General features: G+C 67.4%; 18 protein-coding genes. 14 read left to right on the plus strand and 4 right to left on the minus strand.

Going from position 1 to position 19,678, the window contains the following annotated elements:
• Nucleotides 1-65 precede the first annotated feature (65 nt).
• Nucleotides 66-1,073, minus strand: coding sequence for an SDR family oxidoreductase (locus LK996_RS08850; RefSeq protein WP_230526733.1), 1,008 nt, complete (start codon nt 1,071-1,073; stop codon nt 66-68).
• 153 nt (nt 1,074-1,226) lie between these two features.
• On the opposite strand from LK996_RS08850, the gene LK996_RS08855 reads away from it, so the two are divergent.
• Genes LK996_RS08855 through otsA form a run of 4 tightly spaced genes read left to right on the plus strand, consistent with a single transcriptional unit; the run spans nt 1,227 to nt 5,806 of the window.
• The gene (locus tag LK996_RS08855; protein ID WP_230526734.1) at nt 1,227-1,790 is read left to right on the plus strand and encodes a BON domain-containing protein; all 564 of its coding nucleotides are present in this window, start codon (nt 1,227-1,229) and stop codon (nt 1,788-1,790) included.
• A gap of 47 nt (nt 1,791-1,837) precedes the next feature.
• A complete protein-coding gene (gene otsB / locus LK996_RS08860) occupies nt 1,838-2,647 on the plus strand; it encodes a trehalose-phosphatase (RefSeq protein WP_230526735.1) in 810 nt (269 codons plus the stop codon).
• Entirely contained in the window at nt 2,644-4,428 is a 1,785-nt protein-coding gene (locus tag LK996_RS08865; RefSeq protein ID WP_230526736.1) for a glycoside hydrolase family 15 protein, read from the plus strand. Before otsB ends, LK996_RS08865 begins: the two co-directional genes overlap by 4 nt.
• A 13-nt stretch (nt 4,429-4,441) precedes the next feature.
• Nucleotides 4,442-5,806 carry an alpha,alpha-trehalose-phosphate synthase (UDP-forming) gene (gene otsA, locus LK996_RS08870; protein ID WP_230526737.1) on the plus strand — a complete coding sequence of 455 codons (1,365 nt, stop codon included), beginning with the start codon at nt 4,442-4,444 and terminating at the stop codon, nt 5,804-5,806.
• Nucleotides 5,807-5,831: 25 nt separating this feature from the next.
• Here otsA and LK996_RS08875 read toward each other — a convergent pair whose 3' ends face one another.
• The 3 genes from LK996_RS08875 to LK996_RS08885 all read right to left on the minus strand — a co-directional run bounded on the left by LK996_RS08875 (nt 5,832) and on the right by LK996_RS08885 (nt 7,421).
• Nucleotides 5,832-6,296 (minus strand): tRNA (cytidine(34)-2'-O)-methyltransferase, encoded by a 465-nt coding sequence (locus tag LK996_RS08875; RefSeq protein WP_230526738.1) that lies wholly within the window; start codon nt 6,294-6,296, stop codon nt 5,832-5,834.
• A 43-nt stretch (nt 6,297-6,339) separates the two neighbouring features.
• Nucleotides 6,340-6,582, minus strand: a complete 243-nt coding sequence (locus LK996_RS08880; RefSeq protein WP_230526739.1) for a hypothetical protein — start codon at nt 6,580-6,582, stop codon at nt 6,340-6,342.
• A 128-nt stretch (nt 6,583-6,710) separates the two neighbouring features.
• Nucleotides 6,711-7,421 (minus strand): SDR family oxidoreductase, encoded by a 711-nt coding sequence (locus LK996_RS08885; protein WP_230526740.1) that lies wholly within the window; start codon nt 7,419-7,421, stop codon nt 6,711-6,713.
• A gap of 109 nt (nt 7,422-7,530) precedes the next feature.
• On the opposite strand from LK996_RS08885, the gene LK996_RS08890 reads away from it, so the two are divergent.
• From LK996_RS08890 to LK996_RS08935, 10 genes are all read left to right on the plus strand, one after another.
• The gene (locus LK996_RS08890; protein ID WP_230526741.1) at nt 7,531-10,437 is read left to right on the plus strand and encodes a M16 family metallopeptidase; all 2,907 of its coding nucleotides are present in this window, start codon (nt 7,531-7,533) and stop codon (nt 10,435-10,437) included.
• The gene (locus LK996_RS08895) at nt 10,437-10,754 is read left to right on the plus strand and encodes a DUF4156 domain-containing protein (RefSeq protein WP_425493724.1); all 318 of its coding nucleotides are present in this window, start codon (nt 10,437-10,439) and stop codon (nt 10,752-10,754) included. The genes LK996_RS08890 and LK996_RS08895 overlap by 1 nt, the downstream gene beginning before the upstream one ends.
• A gap of 193 nt (nt 10,755-10,947) precedes the next feature.
• The gene (locus tag LK996_RS08900) at nt 10,948-11,964 is read left to right on the plus strand and encodes a 3-oxoacyl-ACP synthase III (protein ID WP_230526742.1); all 1,017 of its coding nucleotides are present in this window, start codon (nt 10,948-10,950) and stop codon (nt 11,962-11,964) included.
• Between the two features lie 74 nt (nt 11,965-12,038).
• The gene (locus tag LK996_RS08905) at nt 12,039-13,091 is read left to right on the plus strand and encodes an STAS-like domain-containing protein (RefSeq protein WP_230526743.1); all 1,053 of its coding nucleotides are present in this window, start codon (nt 12,039-12,041) and stop codon (nt 13,089-13,091) included.
• A gap of 2 nt (nt 13,092-13,093) precedes the next feature.
• Complete coding sequence (locus LK996_RS08910; protein WP_230526888.1) at nt 13,094-13,990, plus strand: alpha/beta fold hydrolase; 897 nt, start codon at nt 13,094-13,096, stop codon at nt 13,988-13,990.
• Nucleotides 13,990-15,648, plus strand: a complete 1,659-nt coding sequence (oleC, locus tag LK996_RS08915) for an olefin beta-lactone synthetase (RefSeq protein ID WP_305068723.1) — start codon at nt 13,990-13,992, stop codon at nt 15,646-15,648. Before LK996_RS08910 ends, oleC begins: the two co-directional genes overlap by 1 nt.
• On the plus strand, nt 15,645-16,643 hold the full coding sequence (gene oleD / locus LK996_RS08920; RefSeq protein WP_230526744.1) for a 2-alkyl-3-oxoalkanoate reductase: 999 nt from the start codon (nt 15,645-15,647) through the stop codon (nt 16,641-16,643). The genes oleC and oleD overlap by 4 nt, the downstream gene beginning before the upstream one ends.
• A gap of 18 nt (nt 16,644-16,661) precedes the next feature.
• A complete protein-coding gene (locus LK996_RS08925) occupies nt 16,662-17,312 on the plus strand; it encodes a ubiquinone biosynthesis accessory factor UbiJ (RefSeq protein WP_230526745.1) in 651 nt (216 codons plus the stop codon).
• The gene (ubiB, locus tag LK996_RS08930) at nt 17,309-18,979 is read left to right on the plus strand and encodes a ubiquinone biosynthesis regulatory protein kinase UbiB (RefSeq protein WP_230526746.1); all 1,671 of its coding nucleotides are present in this window, start codon (nt 17,309-17,311) and stop codon (nt 18,977-18,979) included. Before LK996_RS08925 ends, ubiB begins: the two co-directional genes overlap by 4 nt.
• A complete protein-coding gene (locus tag LK996_RS08935) occupies nt 18,943-19,674 on the plus strand; it encodes a pseudouridine synthase (RefSeq protein ID WP_425493735.1) in 732 nt (243 codons plus the stop codon). The genes ubiB and LK996_RS08935 overlap by 37 nt, the downstream gene beginning before the upstream one ends.
• Nucleotides 19,675-19,678 lie beyond the last annotated feature (4 nt).

Here is a 19,678-nt window from a genome sequence, read left to right on the forward strand (position 1 = left end):
CGTGGCGGTGCGCGCGCTGGAAACGTTTGCGCGTATTCAAGTTCGGGATGACGTGCGTGAATGCTTCAGCCGCGCGGTCCGCCCATCACCGGCAGGATCGCGCCGTTGACGTACGACCCGGTGACCTTCGATGCGAGGAACACGAACGCCGGCGAGATCTCCTCCGGTTGCGCGGGCCGCGCCATGTCGCTCTGCTTGCCGAATTCGGCCACCTTCTTCGCATCGCGATCCGCAGGATTGAGCGGCGTCCACACCGGACCCGGCGCCACCGCGTTGACGCGGATGCCGCGTTCGAGCAGGTTCGACGCGAGCGACTTCGTGAACGCGTGGATCGCGCCCTTCGTCGCCGAGTAGTCGAGCAGTTCCTTGCTGCCGAACAGCGCCGTCTCCGAACCGCAGTTGATGATCGACGCGCCTTCCTCCATGTACGGCAACGCGGCGCGGGCCATGTGGAAGTAACCGCCGATGTTGGTCTGCAGCGTTTCCTGCAGGTGTTCTTCGCTCAGGTCTTCGAGTGAGGCGCTGTGCAGCTGGAATGCCGCGTTGTTGACGAGGATGTCGAGGCGGCCGAACTTCTTCACCGTCTTCTCCACCGCGCGCTCGCAGAAGCCCACCGACTTCACGTCGCCGGGGATCAGCAGGCAACGCGTGCCTTCCTTCTCCACCCAGCGCTGCGTTTCCTTCGCGTCTTCGTGTTCGGAGAGATAGACGATCGCGACATCCGCGCCCTCGCGCGCGAACAGCACCGCGACCGCGCGACCGATGCCGGAGTCGCCGCCGGTGACGATCGCTGCCATCCCTTCCAGCTTTCCGCTGCCGACGTAGTCGGGCGCGAGGAAACGGGGCGCGAGGTCGAGCTCGTGTTCGTTGCCGGGCTTTTCGAGATGCTGCGCGGGAAGCCTGGTCGGCTGGTCGCGCTCGCCCGCCTGCACGGGCGGCTTTTGCTTCTTCGCGGCGGACTTCGGTTTCGCCGCGTCCTTCGCGTCGATGTCGTCCTGCAATGCGCGGTGCTTCGCCGCAGTCTGTTCGCCTTCGCCTGCCGCCGTGTTCGCGTTCGCTTTCTTCTTTGCCATGGCGCGCACCTTGCATCGTTTCGGATCACGTGGAAGCTAGCGTGCGCAGCGTTGAAGTCGCGTAAACCCGACGCATTCCTGCATTCGTTCGTCACGCGATGCATTCGACGCGCGCGCTAGCGTCGGTCCGTGCCCCATCATGGAGAACGTCGCATGCCCCGCGAACCGCAAGGCGGCCATCACGATCCTCGCCGCAGCGTCGAATGGCGCGACCCGCGCCGTGCACCCGATCGCGCGCGCGACCACGACGTGCGCATGGACGATCGCCGCGATCGCGAACTCTTCCATGACCTGCCGTCGGTCACCAATCGCAGCTTCGGCCCGATCGATGCGGGCGACGGTTTCGGATACGCGGGGCAGGGCGGCTGGGGCCAGGATCTGCGCATGGGTGGATACAGCGGCGTGGGGCCGAAGGATGCGGCGCGCTCGGACGATCGCATCCAGGACGAGTTGCACGTGCGGCTCACCGATGCCGATTCGATCGATGCGACCGCGGTCATTCCGGTCGTCACCGACGGCAAGGTCACGCTCAACGGCTGGGTGCCGGAGCGCTGGATGAAGCACGATGCCGAAGAGCTCGCGCACCACATCCGCGGCGTGAAGGATGTCGACAATCGCATTCGCGTCGGCGGCGATCCGCGCGAACTCGGTCGTCCGGGCGAAGCAATCCGTTCGGGCAATGACCAGAAGGGCAGCGGCTTTTCGAGTCCGCCTTGAGGCCGCGTCCACCCGGCTCTCACGCCTTCATCACCAGAATGGATCGGATGGAAGGCCTTGCCCGGACCGACACGCCCGACCAGACGACACCGCGACCGCAACCGCCGCTTCCCGCGCGCGATTGGGCGTTGTTCTTCGACGTCGATGGATGCCTGCTGGATTTCGCCGCGCATCCCTCCGACGTGATCGTGCCGGAAGGATTGCAGCGCCACGTCCTGAAACTCGCGTCGATGCTCGACGGTGCGCTCGCGATCGTGAGCGGACGCGCGATCGATGCGCTCGATGAGACCTTCCCCGAGTTGCAACACCTCCCCGCAGCGGGCATGCATGGCCTGGAGCGTCGCGAGATCCACGGCCAGCGCACGCATGCGCCGAAGCCGCCCGCCGCGCTCGACACCGTGCTCGCCGAAGCGATCCACGTGTCGTCCGCGCATCCGGGCACGCTGGTCGAACGCAAGGGGCCGAACCTCGCGATGCACTGGCGCGCCGCGACGATGCCCGAGCTCGCGCGCGACGCGTTCCGCGCATTCGCCGCTGCGACCTTGCGCCTGTTGCCCGACTACGTCGTGCAGGGCGGCGACATGGTGCTCGAGCTGCGCCCCGGCGGCGCCACGCCCGACAAGGGCGACGCGGTCGAAACCTTCCTGATGTCGCCACCGTTCGCGGGCCGCGTGCCCGTGTTCGTCGGCGACGACCTCACCGACGAACACGCGTTCTCGGTGGTCAACGAACGCGGCGGGCTGAGCGTGCTCGTCGGCGCGCGCGAACCGAGCGTGGCGCGCTGGCACCTCGCGGACCCCGCATCGGTGCGCGCGTGGATCGCGCGCGCAGCAGCCCATGACGGAGCGAGCGCATGACTTACCCCGCGAATCTCGACCTTGGCGTCGTCGGCAACGGGACCTACGGCGCGTTGATCGATCGCGTCGGCAGCCTCGTCTGGGCGTGCCTGCCCGCGTTCGACGGCGACCCCGCGTTCTGCGCGTTGCTGTCGCCCAAGCGCGATGGCGGCGCGTGGTCGATCGAGATCGAACACTTCGCCGGCAGCGAGCAGTACTACCTGCCGAACACCGCGATCCTGCGCACGATCCTGCGCGACAAGAACGGCGCCGCGGTGGAGATCACCGACTTCGCCCCGCGCTGGCGCCATTACAACCGCCTGTATCGCCCGGTCGGCCTGTATCGCCGCGTGCGTCCGCTCAACGGTTCGCCGCGCATTCGCGTGCGCATCCAGCCGCTCGCCGACTGGGGCGCGCGTGAACCGGAAAGTACCTGGGGCAGCAACCACATGCGCTGGTTGTTGCAGGACCATGTGCTGCGCCTGACCACCGACCTGTCGCTGCGCATGGTGCGCGACGAGTTGCCGTTCGTGCTCGATCGCGAACTGCACTTCATCCTCGGCCCCGACGAAACGCTGACGCAACCGATCGGCGCGTACATCCGCGACGCCGAAGAACGCACCACGATCTACTGGCGCGAATGGGTGCGCTATCTCTCGATCCCGCTGGAGTGGCAGGACGCGGTGATCCGCAGCGCGATCACGCTGAAGTTGTGCCAGTACGAAGACACCGGCGCGATCATCGCGGCGATGACGACGTCGATCCCGGAAGCGCCGCACACCACGCGCAACTGGGACTATCGCTACTGCTGGCTGCGCGATGCGGCGTTCGTCGTGCGCGCGTTGAATCGCCTCGGCGCGACGCTGACGATGGAGGAATACATCCGCTACATCTTCAACCTCGTCACCGGCGAGCGCGCGGACCTGCAGCCGGTGTACGGCATCGGCTTCGAGGCGCACCTGCACGAGTCGGAAGCCGAAGCGCTCGAAGGCTATCGCGGCATGGGTCCCGTGCGCGTGGGGAACCTCGCGTGGAAGCAGGTGCAGCACGACGTGTACGGCAGCGTCATGCTCGCCTCGACGCAGTTGTTCTTCGATCAGCGCCTGCAGCAACCCGGCGACGAAGCGACGTTCGCACGCCTGGAGCCGCTGGGCGAACAGGCGTGGCTGATGCACGACCAACCCGACGCAGGCCTGTGGGAATTCCGCGGGCGCGCGTCGGTGCACACGTATTCGTCGGTGATGTGCTGGGCGGCGTGCGACCGGCTCGCGAAGATCGCGGCGCGCTTCGGCCTCGGCGATCGCGTACAGCACTGGCGCGGAAGAGCGGAAAGAATCCGCGAAACCATCCTCGCCAACGCATGGAACGAGGAACTCGGTCACTTCGTCGACGCCTTCGGTGGCGAACGTCTGGATGCGAGCCTGTTGCTGATGGCGGACACGGGTTTCATCGAGGCGAGCGACCCGCGCTACATCGCGACGGTGGAAGCGATCGGCAAAGGCCTGCGTCGCGGCCACGGCCTGTATCGTTACATCGCGCCCGACGATTTCGGTGCGCCGGAGACCAGCTTCACCATCTGCACGTTCTGGTACGTCGAGGCGCTCGCTTCGATCGGTCGCCACGAAGAAGCGCGGCAGTTGTTCGAAAGCGTGCTCGCGCGGCGCAATCCGCTGGGCCTGTTGTCGGAGGATCTCGGATTCGAGGACGGCGAGGCTTGGGGCAACTTCCCGCAGACGTATTCGCACGTCGGCCTGATCAGCGCCGCGATGCGCCTGTCGCGCGCATGGTCGGAGGCCACGTGATGGCGAGGCGGCGATGAGTCGCCTCGTCGTCGTTTCCAATCGCGTCGCGATGCCGCACGCACACCGTGCGGGCGGGCTCGCGGTGGCGATGCGTGCAGCGTTGAAGGAATCCGGCGGCCTGTGGTTCGGCTGGAGCGGCAAGCGCGTGCACGGCGATTCGGGCGAGCTGCACAAGCTCGACGACGGCAACACGAGCTACTGCACGATGGACCTGTCGTTCGAGGACTTCGACCACTATTACAACGGCTTCGCCAACCGCACGCTGTGGCCGTTGCTTCACTTCCGCCTCGACCTCGTCGATTACCGGCGCGACACGCACGAGGGCTATCGACGCGTCAACGCGTTGTTCGCCGAGAAGCTCGCGTCGCAGTTGCGCGAAGACGACATCGTGTGGGTGCACGACTACCACCTGATCCCGCTCGCGCAACGCCTGCGCGACCTCGGCGTCGGCAATCGCATCGGCTTCTTCCTGCACGTGCCGATGCCGTCGTCCGACCTGCTGGCAGCGCTGCCGAACCACGAAGTGTTGTTCGGATCGCTCGCGGCGTACGACTTGATCGGTTTCCAGACCGAGCGCGATCTCGACCGCTTCCAGAGTTACGTGCGCCTGTACGGCGGCGGTCGCGCGTTCGCCGACGGCAGGATGCGCGCCGCGGACGGGCGCGAGTTCCGCGCGGGCGCGTTCCCGATCAGCATCGACGCGGACCTGATCGCGCGCCAGGCCTCGGCCGCGGTGACGCGCGCGTCGGTGCAGCGCTTGCGCGAGAGCCTGGGGTCGCGAGTCCTCGCGATCGGCGTCGACCGGCTCGATTACTCCAAGGGACTGCCCGATCGTTTCCGCGCGTTCGAACGTTTCCTCGATCGCTTCCCGGAAATCCACGGGCAGATGACCTACCTGCAACTCGCGCCGGTCTCGCGCAGCGAAGTGCCGGAGTACCAGGCGCTGCGGCGCGAACTCGAAGGTCTCGCGGGACACATCAACGGCCGCCACGCCGCGCCGGACTGGACGCCGGTGCGCTACGTGAACCGCGACTTCTCGCACGGCGTGCTCACCGGCTTCTATCGACTCGCGCAGCTCGGGCTCGTGACGCCGTTGCGCGACGGCATGAACCTCGTCGCGAAGGAGTTCGTCGCCTCGCAGGATCCGCAATCGCCCGGCGTGCTCGTGCTCTCGCGCTTCGCCGGCGCGGCCGCGGAGATGAAGGAAGCACTGCTGGTGAACCCCTACGACCTGGACGGCGTCGCGGATGCGATCGCGCATGCGCATGCGATGCCGATGGAAGAGCGCAAGGAGCGCTGGCACGCGTTGCACCGGCGTTTGCGCCGGCACGACATCACCTTGTGGCGTCGCAAGTTCCTCGAAGCGCTGGAAGCCTGAAGTCCCGCGGCAGCGGGGGCAGCGCTCAAGCGCCGCCAGCGAACCCGCCCTGCCGCCACGCTTCGAACACGACCACCGCGACCGCGTTCGACAGATTCAAACTCCGATTGTTCGGCCGCATCGGCAGCCGCAACCGCTGCCCGTCGGGCACGCGCGCAAGCACGTCCTCCGGCAAGCCGCGGGTTTCGGGGCCGAAGAGGAACGCATCGCCCGCTTCGTAGCGCGGCTGGTCGAAGCGCACCGTCCCGCGCGTGCTCAACGCGAACAGGCGATTCGGTGCGATGGAAGCGAGCGCATCGTCGAGCGAGTCGTGGACCCGCAACTCCGCATACTCGTGATAGTCGAGGCCCGCGCGTTTGAGCTGCGCATCCTCGAGCGAAAACCCCAGGGGTCGAACCAGGTGCAGCCTGGCGCCGGTGTTGGCGCACAGGCGGATCGCGTTGCCGGTGTTCGGCGGGATCTCGGGCTGGAAGAGGATGACATCGAACATCCGTCCATGATGACACCAGCCCGGCGCCACTCAGGCGTGCAACTCAGCCTTCGCTGATCTGCACCACCACAGCCGGCGCCTTGCGCAGCACGTGCAGCGCGCCCGGCAGCATCGAGTGGAAGTCGACGGTGCGATCGGACTTCACGTCGACTTCGACGCGTGCGGTCAGGCAGTCGTCGGTCGACGGCGTGCCGGCGCCGGCCGGCGCGACCGCACCGACGAGGATCAGCAGCGCGGCGACGGGGAGGGCGTACAACCCACGCGTCACTTGCTTCTTGAGGGACATGGCGAACTCCTTTCGAATGTCCGGGCGCATCGCCCGATGCATAGGTAGATGCACGGGACGTGCCAATGGTTATCCCATTGATTCGAAAGGATCGGAGCGCGCGGCAGCGAGTGTCCGCGGACGTCCGGTCACCAGGCGACGGGTTGTCCGCGCCAGTCGAGGAAGTGGCCGCTGTCCTGGTCGCGCACGCCGTCGATCACCTGCAGCAGGCCCGCGGCCGCCTCTTCGGGCGCGAGTTCGCCGCCCGCGCCGCCCATGTCGGTGCGCACCCAGCCCGGGTTCAGCGCGACGACCTTGATCCCGCGCGAGCGCAGCGCGAGCGCGAGTTGCACCGTCGCCATGTTCTGCGCCGCCTTGCTCATCGAGTAACTCGGCGAACGGAACTCGCTGCGCGTGGACAGCGAGGCCATCTGCGTGGAGATGTTCGCCACCGTCGCGTGGTCGGCGATCAGCTTCTCGATCGCCTGCACCAGCAGCAGCGGCCCGACCGCATTGACGCGCAGGCTGTCTTCGAGGATGTCCTGGTGCAGCTTCCCCCAGCGCTCGCCGCTGTGGAGGACGCCGGCGTTGTTGACGATGAGGTCGAGTGAATCGTCTTCGAGCACGAGCGGCAATTCATGCGCGAGTTGGTCTCGCGACTTCACCGACGCCACGTCGAGGGGCAACACGTGCAGTCGACCGGGGTATTGCCCGGTGAGCGTATTCAGCGCCGTGGCCTTGCCGGGATGGCGCGCCGTGGCCACGACGCGGTCTCCGCGTTGCAGCAGCGCGGTCGCCAGCGCGAGGCCGAGCCCGCGATTGGCGCCCGTGACGAGGCTGTGGCGGGGGCGGTTGGCCATGCGCGGATCCTCGTCGGGGGTGTGCCGTCCGGCCTAGTGTATCGGCGGCGGCAGCGGGCTAGCATCGGCGGTCATCCAGATCACCTTCGCGACCAGGAGCCGCATTCCGATGATCCTTGCCCGCAAGCGCGCCGCGACGCCGTTCGCCGCCGGCACCCTCGCCATCGCCCTCTCCGTCGCGATCGGCGGGGCCTTCGCTCCGGCGCCCGCCCTGGCGAAGTCGCCGACCGCCTCCGCCGTCGACATCCCATACGAGACGTTCACCCTGCCCAACGGCCTGCGCGTGATCGTGCACACCGATCGCAAGGCGCCGATCGTCGCGGTCAACCTCTGGTACCACGTCGGCAGCAAGGACGAGCCCTCGGGTCGCAGCGGCTTCGCGCACCTGTTCGAACACCTGATGTTCAACGGCTCGGAGAACCACAAGGGCGACTTCTTCCCGCCGCTGGAAACCGTCGGCGCGACCGACCTCAACGGCACGACGAACACCGATCGCACGAACTACTTCGAGAACGTGCCGACCACCGCGCTCGACACCGCGCTGTGGATGGAATCCGACCGCATGGGCCACCTGCTCGGCGCGATCGACCAGGCCACGCTCGACGAACAGCGCGGCGTGGTGCAGAACGAAAAGCGCCAGGGCCAGAACCAGCCCTACGGCCAGGTGTGGGAAGTCCTGCAGAAGACGATGTATCCGGCGGGCCACCCGTACCACCACACCACGATCGGGTCGATGAACGACCTCAACGCGGCCAAGCTCGAGGACGTGAAGACCTGGTTCCGCACCTGGTACGGCCCGAACAACGCCGTGCTCGTGCTCGCCGGCGACATCGACGTCGCGACCGCGAAGCAGAAGGTCGCCGAATTCTTCGGCGACATCCCGGCCGGCCCGACGATGGCGCAGCCGAAGATCGATCCGGCGAAGCGCACCGAAACCACGCGCGCGACGATGGAAGACAAGGTCCCGCAGACGCGCGTCTACCGCGTGTGGAATGTCGCGCAGTACGGCGCCGAGGATCTCGAACGCCTGCAGTTGCTCGCGCAGGTGCTCGGCGGCAGCAAGGCGTCGCGCCTCGACAAGCGCCTGCTGTTCGACGACAAGTCGGTCGACAGCGTGTCGGCGTACGTCGATGCCTCGCAGCTCGGCTCGAACTTCCTCATCCAGGCCGACGTGAAGCAGGGCGTCGACGCCGCGAAGGTCGAAGCCGCGATCGACGAAGAACTCAAGCGCCTGATCGCCGAAGGCCCGACCGCGGCCGAACTCGACCAGGCCCGCACCGTGTTCAAGGCCGGCTTCGTGCGCGGCATCGAACGCATCGGCGGCTTCGGCGGCAAGGCCGACGCGCTCGCCGAATGCGCGATCTACACCGGCAATCCCGGTTGCTTCCGCGACAGCCTCAAGACGATCGAAACCGCTTCGATCGCCGACGTGCAGAAGGCGGGCAAGGATTGGCTGTCGCAGGGCGACCACGTGCTCACCGTCAATCCGGGCGTGCGCAAGGAACTCGCCGAAGATCCGGCGGGCACGCCCGCGCCGTTCGACCTGCCGAAGGTCGACGCGAAGTACACGACCACCGCGAGCACCGTCGACCGCAGCAAGGGCGTGCCGATCACCGAAGACTTCCCGTCGCTCAAGTTCCCGTCGCTGCAGCGCGCGACGCTGAGCAACGGCACGAAGGTGATCCTCGCCGAGCGCCACGACATTCCCGTCGTGCAGATGAGCTACATGTTCGGCGGCGGCTACGCGAGCGACCAGGGCGGCAAGCTCGGTACCTCGAGCTTCTCGATGGGCATGCTCGACGAAGGTGCGGGCGACATGGACGCGCTCGCGTTCGGCAATCGCGCCGAAGCGCTCGGCGCCAACATGGGGGCGTCTGCGTCGCTCGACGGCGCGACCGCGTACATGTCGGCGCTGAAGGAGAAGCTGGATCCGTCGCTCGAACTGTTCTCGACGATGGTGCGCAACCCGCGCTTCGACCAGAAGGAAATCGATCGCGTGAAGGCGACCTGGATCGCCGGCATCAAGCAGGAGAAGGCCAAGCCCGCGGGCGCGGCGATGCGCGTGCTGCCGCCGCTGCTGTACGGCGAAGGCCATCCGTACTCGATGCCGTTCAGCGGCTCGGGCACCGAGAGCTCGATCGGTTCGCTGACGCGCGAGGACCTCACGAAGTACCACGACACGTGGGTGCGTCCGGACAACGCGACGCTGGTGATCGTCGGCGACACGACGCTCGCGCAGATCCAGCCGCTGCTCGAGAAGCGCTTCGGCGACTGGAAGGTCGAAGGCGCCGCGCCGAAGCTCGATACCCCCGCACAGGTCGCGTTGCCGAAGCAGGCGCGCGTGTTCCTGATCGACCAGCCGGGTGCGGTGCAGGCCAACCTCTACGTCGGCCAGTTGCTGCCGTCGAGCAAGGACAAGGGCGCGATCAAGGTCGACTTCGCCAACGGCGTGCTGGGCGGCGAGTTCTCCTCGCGCCTCAACATGAACCTGCGCGAAGACAAGCACTGGGCGTACGGCGCGTACAGCATGGCGTCGAGTGCGCTCGGCCAGCGTCCGTGGATGGCGTTTGCGCCGGTGCAGATCGACAAGACCGCCGAGTCGCTCGCCGAACTGCGCCGCGAGATCACCGAGTACGCCGACGGCAAGGCGCCGGCGCGCGAGGATGAAGTCACGCGCATCCGCAACACCGAGATCCGCGGCATGCCCGGCTCGTACGAAACCGCGGGCGCGGTGATGTCGACCATCGGCGGCATCGTGCGTTACGACCGCCCGGACGATTACGTCACGCGCCGCATGGCCGAGATCGAAACGCTGACGCCGGCGCAGGTCGCCGAAGCGGCGAAGTCGATCGATCCCGCCGCGCTGACCTACGTCGTCGTCGGCGATCTGTCGAAGATCGAACAGCCCGTGCGCGCGTTGAACATCGGCGCGGTGTCGATCGTCGATGCCGACGGCAAGCCGGTGCAGAACGTCGCTTCGGCCAGCCCGGCCAACGCGCCGGCGGTGTCGAAGTAATGCGGGCGACGCAGTGGGTCGCCATCGCGGCCCTCGCCACGTGCACGCTTTCGGCGTGCACGTGGGTCCACATGGCCCCGGGCGCGAAAGAAGTCACCGTGGTCAACGGCCAGCCCGCGGGTTGCGAGAAGCGCGGCGAAGTCGAGGTCTCGGTGAAGGACAGCGTGGCCTTCTACGACCGCAATCCGCTGCGCGTGCAGGAAGAACTCGAGACCCTCGCGCGCAACGAAGCGCCCGGCATGGGCGCCGACACGGTCCAGCCGCTTGCCCCGCCGCATGACGGCGGGCAGCGCTTCGCCGCCTGGAAATGCAAGTAGTGGCGGGCAAGCAGGGGCGGCCGCGACGTGTGAAAACACGGATGTAACGCTCAACTTCATGAATCCCACGGCGTTCCCGGCCCCCGGAAGGGTCGGGAACGCTGTGCAGGGCCGGTGAAGCCGGTATCCTGTCTGACCCGTTCAACCGGCAATACGCCGGGGTACGCGGCTCCTCATCTTCAAGGCACTGCCCATGTTGTTCCAACACGTCGCCATCGCCGGCCTCGCCCACGTCGACGCGCCGCGCCGACTGAGCTCGGACGAAATCAACCTGCGCCTGAAGCCGACGCTCGATCGTCTCAACATCAAGACCGACGTGCTCAAGGACATCGCGGGCATCCATGCGCGCCGTTTGTGGGACGAAGGCATGCAGGCCTCCGACGCCGCGACGCTCGCCGGCGTCAAGGCGCTCGCCGATGCCGGCATCGATCCCGACAAGGTCGGCCTGCTGGTCAACACCTCGGTGAGCCGCGATTACCTCGAGCCGTCGACGGCCTCGATCGTGAGCGGCAACCTCGGCCTGCCGGACACCTGCCAGAACTTCGACGTGGCGAATGCGTGCCTCGCGTTCCTCAACGGAATGGACATCGCCAGCCGCATGATCGAACGCGGCGAGATCGACTACGCGCTGATCGTCGACGGCGAAACCGCCGACCTCGCGTACGAGAAGACCGTCGCCCGCCTCCTTCGTGCGGAAACGACCGAGGAAGAATTCAAGAACGAAATGGCGACGCTGACGCTGGGTTCCGGCGCCGCCGCGATGGTGCTCGCGCGCGCCGAACTCGCGCCGGGCGCGCCGCGCTACAAGGGCGGCGTCACGCGCGCGGCCACGCAGTGGAACAAGCTGTGCCGCGGCAACCTCGACCAGATGGTCACCGACACGCGCACGCTGCTGATCGAAGGCATCAAGCTCGCGACGAAGACCTGGGGCGCGGCGAAGCAGGCGCTGGGCTGGGCCGCCGACGAGATGGACGAGTTCGTCATCCACCAGGTCAGCCAGGTGCACACCGCCGCCTTCGTGAAGGCGTTCGGCATCAACCCGAAGAAGGTGCTCACGATCTTCAACGAGCACGGCAACATCGGCCCGGCCTCGGTGCCGATCGTGTTGTCGAAGCTCCGCGAAATGGGCCGCCTGAAGAAGGGCAACCGCATCGCGCTGCTGGGCATCGGCTCGGGCCTCAATTGCTCGATGGCCGAAGTCGTTTGGTAAGAACCGGACGGCCAAACTTTACAATCCGACGGGTTTAACTTTCCAATCGGGGCGGATAACTTTACAATCCGCCCGTGGCCAGACCCGACCGATCCCATGAAATCGACGCCGCCCTGCTGGTGGCCGTCGACGCCCATCCAGGCGACCTCGTCCACCACGTGGCGGACGAGCTCGCGGTGACGCGTGCCGCGATCGCGCCGCGCGTTCGGGCACTGATCGAAGCGGGCTATCTCGAAAAGGAAGGGACTACGCGCCCGACGTACCGCCGCGGTGCGAACCGGCGTGGTCATTTCGAGTACCCGCGCGAAGGATTGGCTGAAGATCGCGTGTGGACCCGCGATGTCGCGCCGCTGCTGGAGGGGTTGCCGCGTAACGTGTTCGATATCGCGCACCACGGTTTGACCGAGATGGTGAACAACGCGATCGATCATTCGGAAGGAACGCACGTCGAAGTGCTCGTCGATGTCGAAGGGCGTCGTTTGACGATGATGGTGACCGACGACGGCGTCGGCATCTTCCGGAAGATCACGAACGCCTTGTCGTTGCCGGACGAACGACTCGCCTTGCTCGAGCTGTCGAAGGGCAAGCTCACCACCGACCCACGCCGGCATTCGGGCGAAGGTGTTTTCTTCTCATCGCGCATGTTCGACCAATTCCAGATCGCTTCGGGCGATCTCGTGTTCGATCACGACCACGAAGATGCAACGGATCTCCTCTACGACCTCGACGCCGAAGACGTGCGCACGGGCACGACGGTGATCATGGAGATCGCGACGGATTCGCAGCGAACGGATCGGGAAGTATTCGAAGCCTATTCGAGCGGGCCGGACGAGTACGCATTCGCGAAAACCGTCGTACCGGTGCGTCTTGCGCGCATCGGCGATGAGAACCTGGTGTCGCGCTCGCAGGCCAAGCGCCTGCTGCAACGCGTCGACCGGTTTCGCAATGTCGTGCTGGATTTCGACGGCGTCGAACGCATCGGCCAAGCATTCGGTGACGAAATCTTCCGCGTGTTCGCGCTCGAGCATCCGGACGTCGAGCTCGTGGCGATCCACGTCGTTCCCGAAGTCCAACAGATGATCCGGCGCGCCGAAGTCCTGCGCGACGAAACCACGGTATCCAAATGACGTTGAACGCACTTCCCGACTATCCGTTCACGCCCGCGCGGACCGACATCCGCCCGGGCATCGCGCTGTCGTACCTCGACGAAGGTCCGCGCGACGGTGAAGTCGTCGTCATGCTGCACGGCAATCCGTCGTGGAGTTACTACTGGCGGCATCTCGTGCTCGCCTTGCGCGACAAGTACCGCTGCATCGTGCCGGACCATGTCGGCATGGGCTTGTCCGACAAGCCCGATGACGCGGCGTATCGCTATACGCTGCAATCGCGCGTCGACGACGTCGAAGCGCTGCTCGACAAGCTCGGCATCACCGGCCCGGTGACGCTCGCCGTGCACGACTGGGGCGGCATGATCGGCATGGGCTGGGCGATGCGGCATCCGGAACGCGTGAAGCGCTGGGTCGTGCTCAACACCGCGATGTTCACGCTGCCCGAAGCCAAGCCGATGCCCTGGCAGTTGACGCTCGGCCGCGACATGAAGCTCGGTGCGCTGATGATCCGCGGCTTCAACGCGTTTTCGTCGGGCGCCTCGTATTTCGGCGTCGATCGCCGCATGCCGGCGGACGTGCGCCGCGCGTACGTCGCGCCGTACGACACGTGGGATAACCGCATCTCGACGCTGCGTTTCATCCAGGACATCCCGTTGCGCGAAGGCGATCCCGCGTGGGCGCTGGTGTCGCAGGCGGGGAAGATGTTGCCCGCGTTCGCCGATCGACCGGCCTTCATCGGTTGGGGCCTGAACGACTTCGTGTTCGACAAGCACTGCCTCGATGCGTTCACGCGCGCATGGCCGCGCGCCGAAGTGCAGGCGTTCGATGACGCGAACCACTACGTGCTCGAGGACAAGCACGAAGTCCTCGTTCCGCGCATCCGCGCATTCCTCGAGCAACACCCGCTGGCGGCCTGATGGACGCCTGCAACATCGCCGCGACGCTGCCGCGCCTCGCGCGCGAACGCCCCGACCAGGTGGCGATGCGTTGCCCCGGCCGCAGTGGACGTTACGACGTTGCGGTGACCTACGCCGACCTCGATCGACGCAGCGATGCGATCGCCGCGGGCCTCGCGCGCCGCGGCATCGTGCGCGGCACGCGCACCGTCGTGATGGTGAGGCCGACCCCGGAATTCTTCCTGTTGATGTTCGCGCTGTTCAAGGCGGGCGCGGTGCCGGTGCTGGTCGATCCCGGTATCGACAGGCGCGCGCTGAAACAGTGCCTCGATGAGGCGGAGCCCGACGCCTTCATCGGCATTCCGCTCGCGCAACTCGCGCGCGCGTTGCTGCGCTGGGCGCGGAGTGCGCGCGTGCGCATCACGACGGGCGCTCGCGCATGGCTCGCCGATGCGACGCTCGCCGATGTCGAACGCGACGGCGCCAACGCGGCCCCCGATTTCGTCGCCACGCTCCTCGCCGACACGCAGCCCGACGATGTCGCCGCGATCCTCTTCACAAGCGGATCGACCGGCGTGCCGAAGGGCGTCGTGTATCGCCATCGCCACTTCGTCGCGCAGGTCGGCATGTTGCGCGATGCGTTCGGGCTGCAGGCGGGCGGCGTCGATCTGCCGACGTTCCCGCCGTTCGCGTTGTTCGATCCGGCGCTCGGCGTCACTTCGATCATCCCCGACATGGATCCGACGCGCCCGGCGAAGGCCGACCCGCGCAGGCTGGTGCAGGCGATCGAACGTTTCGGCGTGACGCAGTTGTTCGGTTCGCCCGCGCTCGTCGGCGTGCTCGCGCGACACGGCGCGCACCTGCCGACGGTGAAGCGCGTGTTGTCGGCGGGCGCGCCCGTGCCGCCCGATGTCGTTGCACGCATGCGCGAACTGCTGCCCGACGACGCGCAACTGTGGACGCCTTACGGCGCCACCGAATGCCTGCCCGTCAGCGTGATCGAAGGCCGCGAACTGCAGGCCACGCGCGAAGCGACGGAACGCGGCGCCGGCACGTGCGTCGGTCGCCCCGTGCCGCCGAACGACGTCCGCATCATCCGCATCGACGACGGCGCGATCGATGCGTGGTCCGACGCCTTGCTCGCGAAACCCGGCGAAGTCGGCGAGATCACCGTCGCCGGCCCGACCGCGACCGACAGTTACTTCCGCCGCGACACCGCGACGAAGCTCGGCAAGATCCGCGAGCGCTGCGATGACGGCAGCGAGCGTATCGTGCATCGCATGGGCGATCTCGGCTGGTTCGACGAAGAAGGACGCCTGTGGTTCTGCGGGCGCAAGACGCAGCGCGTGGTCGTGGATGCGTCGACGACGCTGTGCACCGAACAGGTCGAACCCATCTTCAACACGCACCCGACGGTGAAGCGCACCGCGCTGGTCGGCGTCGGCGAGCGCGGCGCGCAGGTTCCGGTGCTGTGCTTCGAACTCGCCGACAACGTGGGCCGCGGAATTTTCGACATCGACACCGAGTTGCGCCACATCGCCGAAGGTTTCGTGCACACCGCGAAGATCCGGCACTTCCTGCGGCATCCGGGCTTCCCCGTCGATATCCGCCACAACGCGAAGATCGGTCGCGAGAAACTCGCGGCGTGGGCTGCGCAGCAACTGGAACGCAGCGCATGAAGATCCTCGTCACCGGCGGCGGCGGGTTCCTCGGCCAGGCCCTGTGCCGCAACCTGGTCGAGCGCGGCTTCGAAGTCGTCAGCTTCAATCGCGGTCGTTACGACGCGCTCGACGCCATCGGCGTGCAGCAGGTGCAGGGCGACCTCGCCGATCGCGACGCGATGGTCGCGGCGGCGAGGGGCGTCGGCGCGATCTTCCACAACGCCGCGAAGGCCGGCGCGTGGGGCCCGTACGACGACTACTTCCGCGCCAATGTCATCGGCACGCGCAACGTCATCGAGGCCTGCCGCACGCATGGCATCCACCGGCTCGTGTACACCTCGACGCCGAGCGTCACGCATCGCGCGACGCATCCGGTCGAAGGCGGCACCGCGGACGACGTGCCTTACGGCAGCGGCTTCAAGGCGCCTTACGCGACGACGAAGACCATCGCGGAACAGGAAGTGCTCGCCGCGAACAGCGACACGCTCGCCACGATCGCGTTGCGTCCGCGCCTGATCTGGGGCCCCGGCGACAACCAGTTGGTGCCGCGCCTGGCCGAACGCGCGCGCGCCGGCAGGCTGCGCATCGTCGGCACCGGCGACAACCTGATCGACACCACTTACATCGACAACGCCGCGCAGGCGCACATCGATGCGTTCCACCACCTCGTGCCCGGCGCCGCGTGCGCGGGCCGCGCGTACTTCATCAGCAACGGCGAGCCGATGGCGGCCCGCTCGCTCGTCAACTCGCTGCTGCGTGCGGTGGGTGCGCCGCCGGTGGACAAGCACCTGTCGTTCCGCGCCGCCTATGCGATCGGCGCGGTGTGCGAAGCCGCATGGACGCTGCTGCCCCTGCGCGTCGAGCCGCCGATCACGCGTTTCCTCGCCGAGCAGTTGAGCACCGCGCACTGGTACGACATGGGGCCGGCCACGCGCGACTTCGGCTACGTCCCCAGGGTCACCATCGTCGAGGGCCTGCGCCGCCTGGCCGATGCACACGCGCGCGGCCGCTAGCCCCTTACAATCCGCGCAATGAGCGCATCGTCGTCCGCAGGCTCCCCCTTGAACTGGCGCGTCCATGCCGGCCGCGTGCTCGAGGCCGCGCTCAATCGCGCGCTCGCCCTGGACCCGGACACGCGCGCGAGCCTGCGCGCCCTCGACGGGCGGCGCATCCAGCTCGCCGTCGAGTCCCCGCAGCTCGCGGCCGAGATTCGCGTCGAAGGCGAACGCCTCGCCGTCGGCCCCGCCGATGCGAACAACGAACCGGACCTCGGCGTGCGCGGCACGCTCGGCGGCCTGATCGCGCAATTGCCGTTCTTCAAGCGCGACGACGCACCGCCGGTGGGTCGCGTGCGCGTGTCCGGCGACGCCGACCTCGCGCGTCGCCTGCAGCGCATGGCCGAACGTTTCGATCCCGATTGGCAGCAGCCCTTCGTCAACGTGTTCGGCGAAGTCGTCGGCGTGCAGATCGCGAAGGGCGTCGCCGCCGCGTTGCGCGAAGCGAAGGTCGCTGGTGCAAGCGTCGCCGGCAGCGCCGCCGAATACGTCACCGAGGAATCGCGCGACGTGGTGGCGAAGGACGAAGTGCACGCGTTCTGCGACGACGTCGACGCGCTGCGCGACGACGTCGAACGCCTCGCCGTCCGCGTGCAACGCCTGCAGTCGCGCGGAGGCCGCGCATGACGCCGGTGTTCCGCGCCGCGCGCATCGGGCGCGTGCTGCTGCGCTATCGCCTCGACGATCTGCTCGACGACACGCCGGCCGAACGCTGGTTGCGTCTGATGCGCCCGTTCGTGCCGGGCGCGTCGCGCGAGATCGCCGCGCAACCGCGCGGCGTGCGCCTGCGCCTGGCGTTGCAGGACCTCGGGCCGATCTTCGTGAAGTTCGGCCAGATCCTGTCGACGCGCCGGGATCTCGTGCCGCCCGACGTCGCCGAAGAACTGACGCACCTGCAGGATCGCGTCGCGCCGTTCGACGGCCAGACCGCACGCGAGATCGTCGTGCAGACACTCGGTCGCCCGATCGACGTCGCCTTCGCGAGTTTCGACACCACGCCGCTCGCCTCCGCGTCGATCGCGCAGGTGCATGCGGCAACGTTGCCGCCGGTCGGCGATGCGCCGCCGCGCGAAGTCGTGGTCAAGGTGCTGCGTCCCGACATCGAAAAGCAGATCGGCGCCGACGTCTCGCTGCTGAAGTCGATCGCCGCGCTTGTCGACCGCACGCATCCGTCGGCCGACAAGATCCGCCCGCGCGAGATCGTCGCCGAGATCGAGAACACGCTCGCCGCGGAACTCGACCTGCAGCGCGAAGCGGCGAACGCCTCGGTGCTGCGCCGCAACTGGCTCGACTCGAACGACCTGTACGTGCCCGAGCCGATCTGGTCGCACACTGCTGAGCGCGCGCTCACGATGGAACGCGTGCGCGGAATTCCGAGCGACGACATCGCCGCGCTCGACGCCGCCGGCATCGACCGCAAGGCGCTCGCGGCGAAGGGCGTGCGCGTGTTCTACACGCAGGTGTTCCGCGACAACTTCTTCCACGCCGATGCGCACGCCGGCAACATCTGGGTCGATCCGGAACGCAAGGTCGACCCGCGTTTCATCGCGCTCGACTTCGGCATCATGGGCCAGCTCTCCACCGAGGATCAGTACTACCTCGCGGAGAACTTCATGGCGATCTTCAACAAGGACTATCGCCGCATCGCCGAACTGCACGTGCAGGCGGGCTGGATGCCGTCGCACATCCGCATCGACGAACTCGAAGCCGCCGCGCGCGCCGTGTGCGAGCCGTACTTCACGCGGCCGCTGTCGGAGATCTCGCTCGCGGAAGTGTTGCTGAAGCTGTTCCGCACCGCGCAGCGCTACGAACTCACGCTGCAGCCGCAATTGATCCTGCTGCAGAAGACGCTGCTCAACATCGAAGGCGTCGGCCGCCAGCTGGATCCGAACATCGACATCTGGGCCGTCGCCAAGCCGGTGCTCGAACGCATCCTCGTGGATCGCTACAGCCCGCAGCAGTTGTTCGAAGAGTTCCGCAAGCGCCTGCCGGAGATGGTGACGCGCGCGCCGGAAATGCCGCGCTTGCTACATTCGTGGCTGACGCAGCAGGTCGAAGGCTCGCACGCGCTCAACATGCGCTCCCCCGACATCCGCGAACTCAACGCCACGATCCGCCGCGCGCAACGCCGCGTGATCTCCGCGATCCTCGGCATCGGCCTGCTGATCGTCGCCGCGGTGTTGTACGGCCTGGAAGCCGGCGGCCCGCAGGTGTTCGGGCTTCCCGCCGCCGTGTGGATCGCGGGCCTCGGCGGTGTCTGGGCATTGCTGGCGGCCTGGCCGCGCAGGAAGTGAACCTTGAAGTGGTATACGTCGACGATGCACTCGCCGTCGTCGACAAACCCGCGGGCCTGATGGTCCACGACTCCGCGCTCGCGCGCGGGGAAACCGACTTCGCCGCGGACCGTTTGCGCGAACAATTCGGCCGCCCGATCTTCATCGTGCATCGCCTCGACCGCGCGACCAGCGGATGCCTGCTGCTCGCGTTCGATCGCGAGGTCGCGTCCGCGCTCGGCAAGACGTTGATGGCGCGCGACGTGGAGAAGGACTACGTCGCGGTGTGTCGCGGCTGGCCGGCGGAGGAACGCTTCACCATCGACCATCCGCTCGATGGCGGGCCGGGCAAGCCGGTGAAGAAACCGGCGACGACGACGTTCGAGCGCATCGCGACGTGCGAACTCGCGATGGCCTCCGAACATTTTCCGACGTCACGCTACGCATTGCTGCGCGCGCATCCGCTGACCGGGCGCTTCCGCCAGATCCGCCGCCACCTCAAGCATGTGTCGCATCACCTCATCGGCGACACGAGCCACGGCGACGGACGCCACAACCGCGCGTTCCGCATGCTCGGCATCCATCGCATGCTGCTGCACGCGCGGCGCCTGGCGTTCGTGCATCCGGTGAGCGGCGCGCGCATCGACGTGCGCGCGCCATTCGATGCCGAGTTCGCGAAGGCGCTCGCGTTGTTCGGCGCCGACGTCGACGCTTGATCCG

This window comes from Noviluteimonas lactosilytica (assembly GCF_020866925.1).
Lineage (GTDB): Bacteria > Pseudomonadota > Gammaproteobacteria > Xanthomonadales > Xanthomonadaceae > Noviluteimonas > Noviluteimonas lactosilytica.

Bases quoted from the DNA above. Each gene is read 5' to 3' on its own strand.
- LK996_RS08850 (WP_230526733.1), bottom strand. From the start codon at position 1,073: ATGGCAAAGAAGAAAGCGAACGCGAACACGGCGGCAGGCGAAGGCGAA.
- LK996_RS08855 (WP_230526734.1), top strand. From the start codon at position 1,227: ATGCCCCGCGAACCGCAAGGCGGCCATCACGATCCTCGCCGCAGCGTC.
- otsB (WP_230526735.1), top strand. From the start codon at position 1,838: ATGGAAGGCCTTGCCCGGACCGACACGCCCGACCAGACGACACCGCGA.
- LK996_RS08865 (WP_230526736.1), top strand. From the start codon at position 2,644: ATGACTTACCCCGCGAATCTCGACCTTGGCGTCGTCGGCAACGGGACC.
- otsA (WP_230526737.1), top strand. From the start codon at position 4,442: ATGAGTCGCCTCGTCGTCGTTTCCAATCGCGTCGCGATGCCGCACGCA.
- LK996_RS08875 (WP_230526738.1), bottom strand. From the start codon at position 6,296: ATGTTCGATGTCATCCTCTTCCAGCCCGAGATCCCGCCGAACACCGGC.
- LK996_RS08880 (WP_230526739.1), bottom strand. From the start codon at position 6,582: ATGTCCCTCAAGAAGCAAGTGACGCGTGGGTTGTACGCCCTCCCCGTC.
- LK996_RS08885 (WP_230526740.1), bottom strand. From the start codon at position 7,421: ATGGCCAACCGCCCCCGCCACAGCCTCGTCACGGGCGCCAATCGCGGG.
- LK996_RS08890 (WP_230526741.1), top strand. From the start codon at position 7,531: ATGATCCTTGCCCGCAAGCGCGCCGCGACGCCGTTCGCCGCCGGCACC.
- LK996_RS08895 (WP_425493724.1), top strand. From the start codon at position 10,437: ATGCGGGCGACGCAGTGGGTCGCCATCGCGGCCCTCGCCACGTGCACG.
- LK996_RS08900 (WP_230526742.1), top strand. From the start codon at position 10,948: ATGTTGTTCCAACACGTCGCCATCGCCGGCCTCGCCCACGTCGACGCG.
- oleC (WP_305068723.1), top strand. From the start codon at position 13,990: ATGGACGCCTGCAACATCGCCGCGACGCTGCCGCGCCTCGCGCGCGAA.
- oleD (WP_230526744.1), top strand. From the start codon at position 15,645: ATGAAGATCCTCGTCACCGGCGGCGGCGGGTTCCTCGGCCAGGCCCTG.
- LK996_RS08925 (WP_230526745.1), top strand. From the start codon at position 16,662: ATGAGCGCATCGTCGTCCGCAGGCTCCCCCTTGAACTGGCGCGTCCAT.
- ubiB (WP_230526746.1), top strand. From the start codon at position 17,309: ATGACGCCGGTGTTCCGCGCCGCGCGCATCGGGCGCGTGCTGCTGCGC.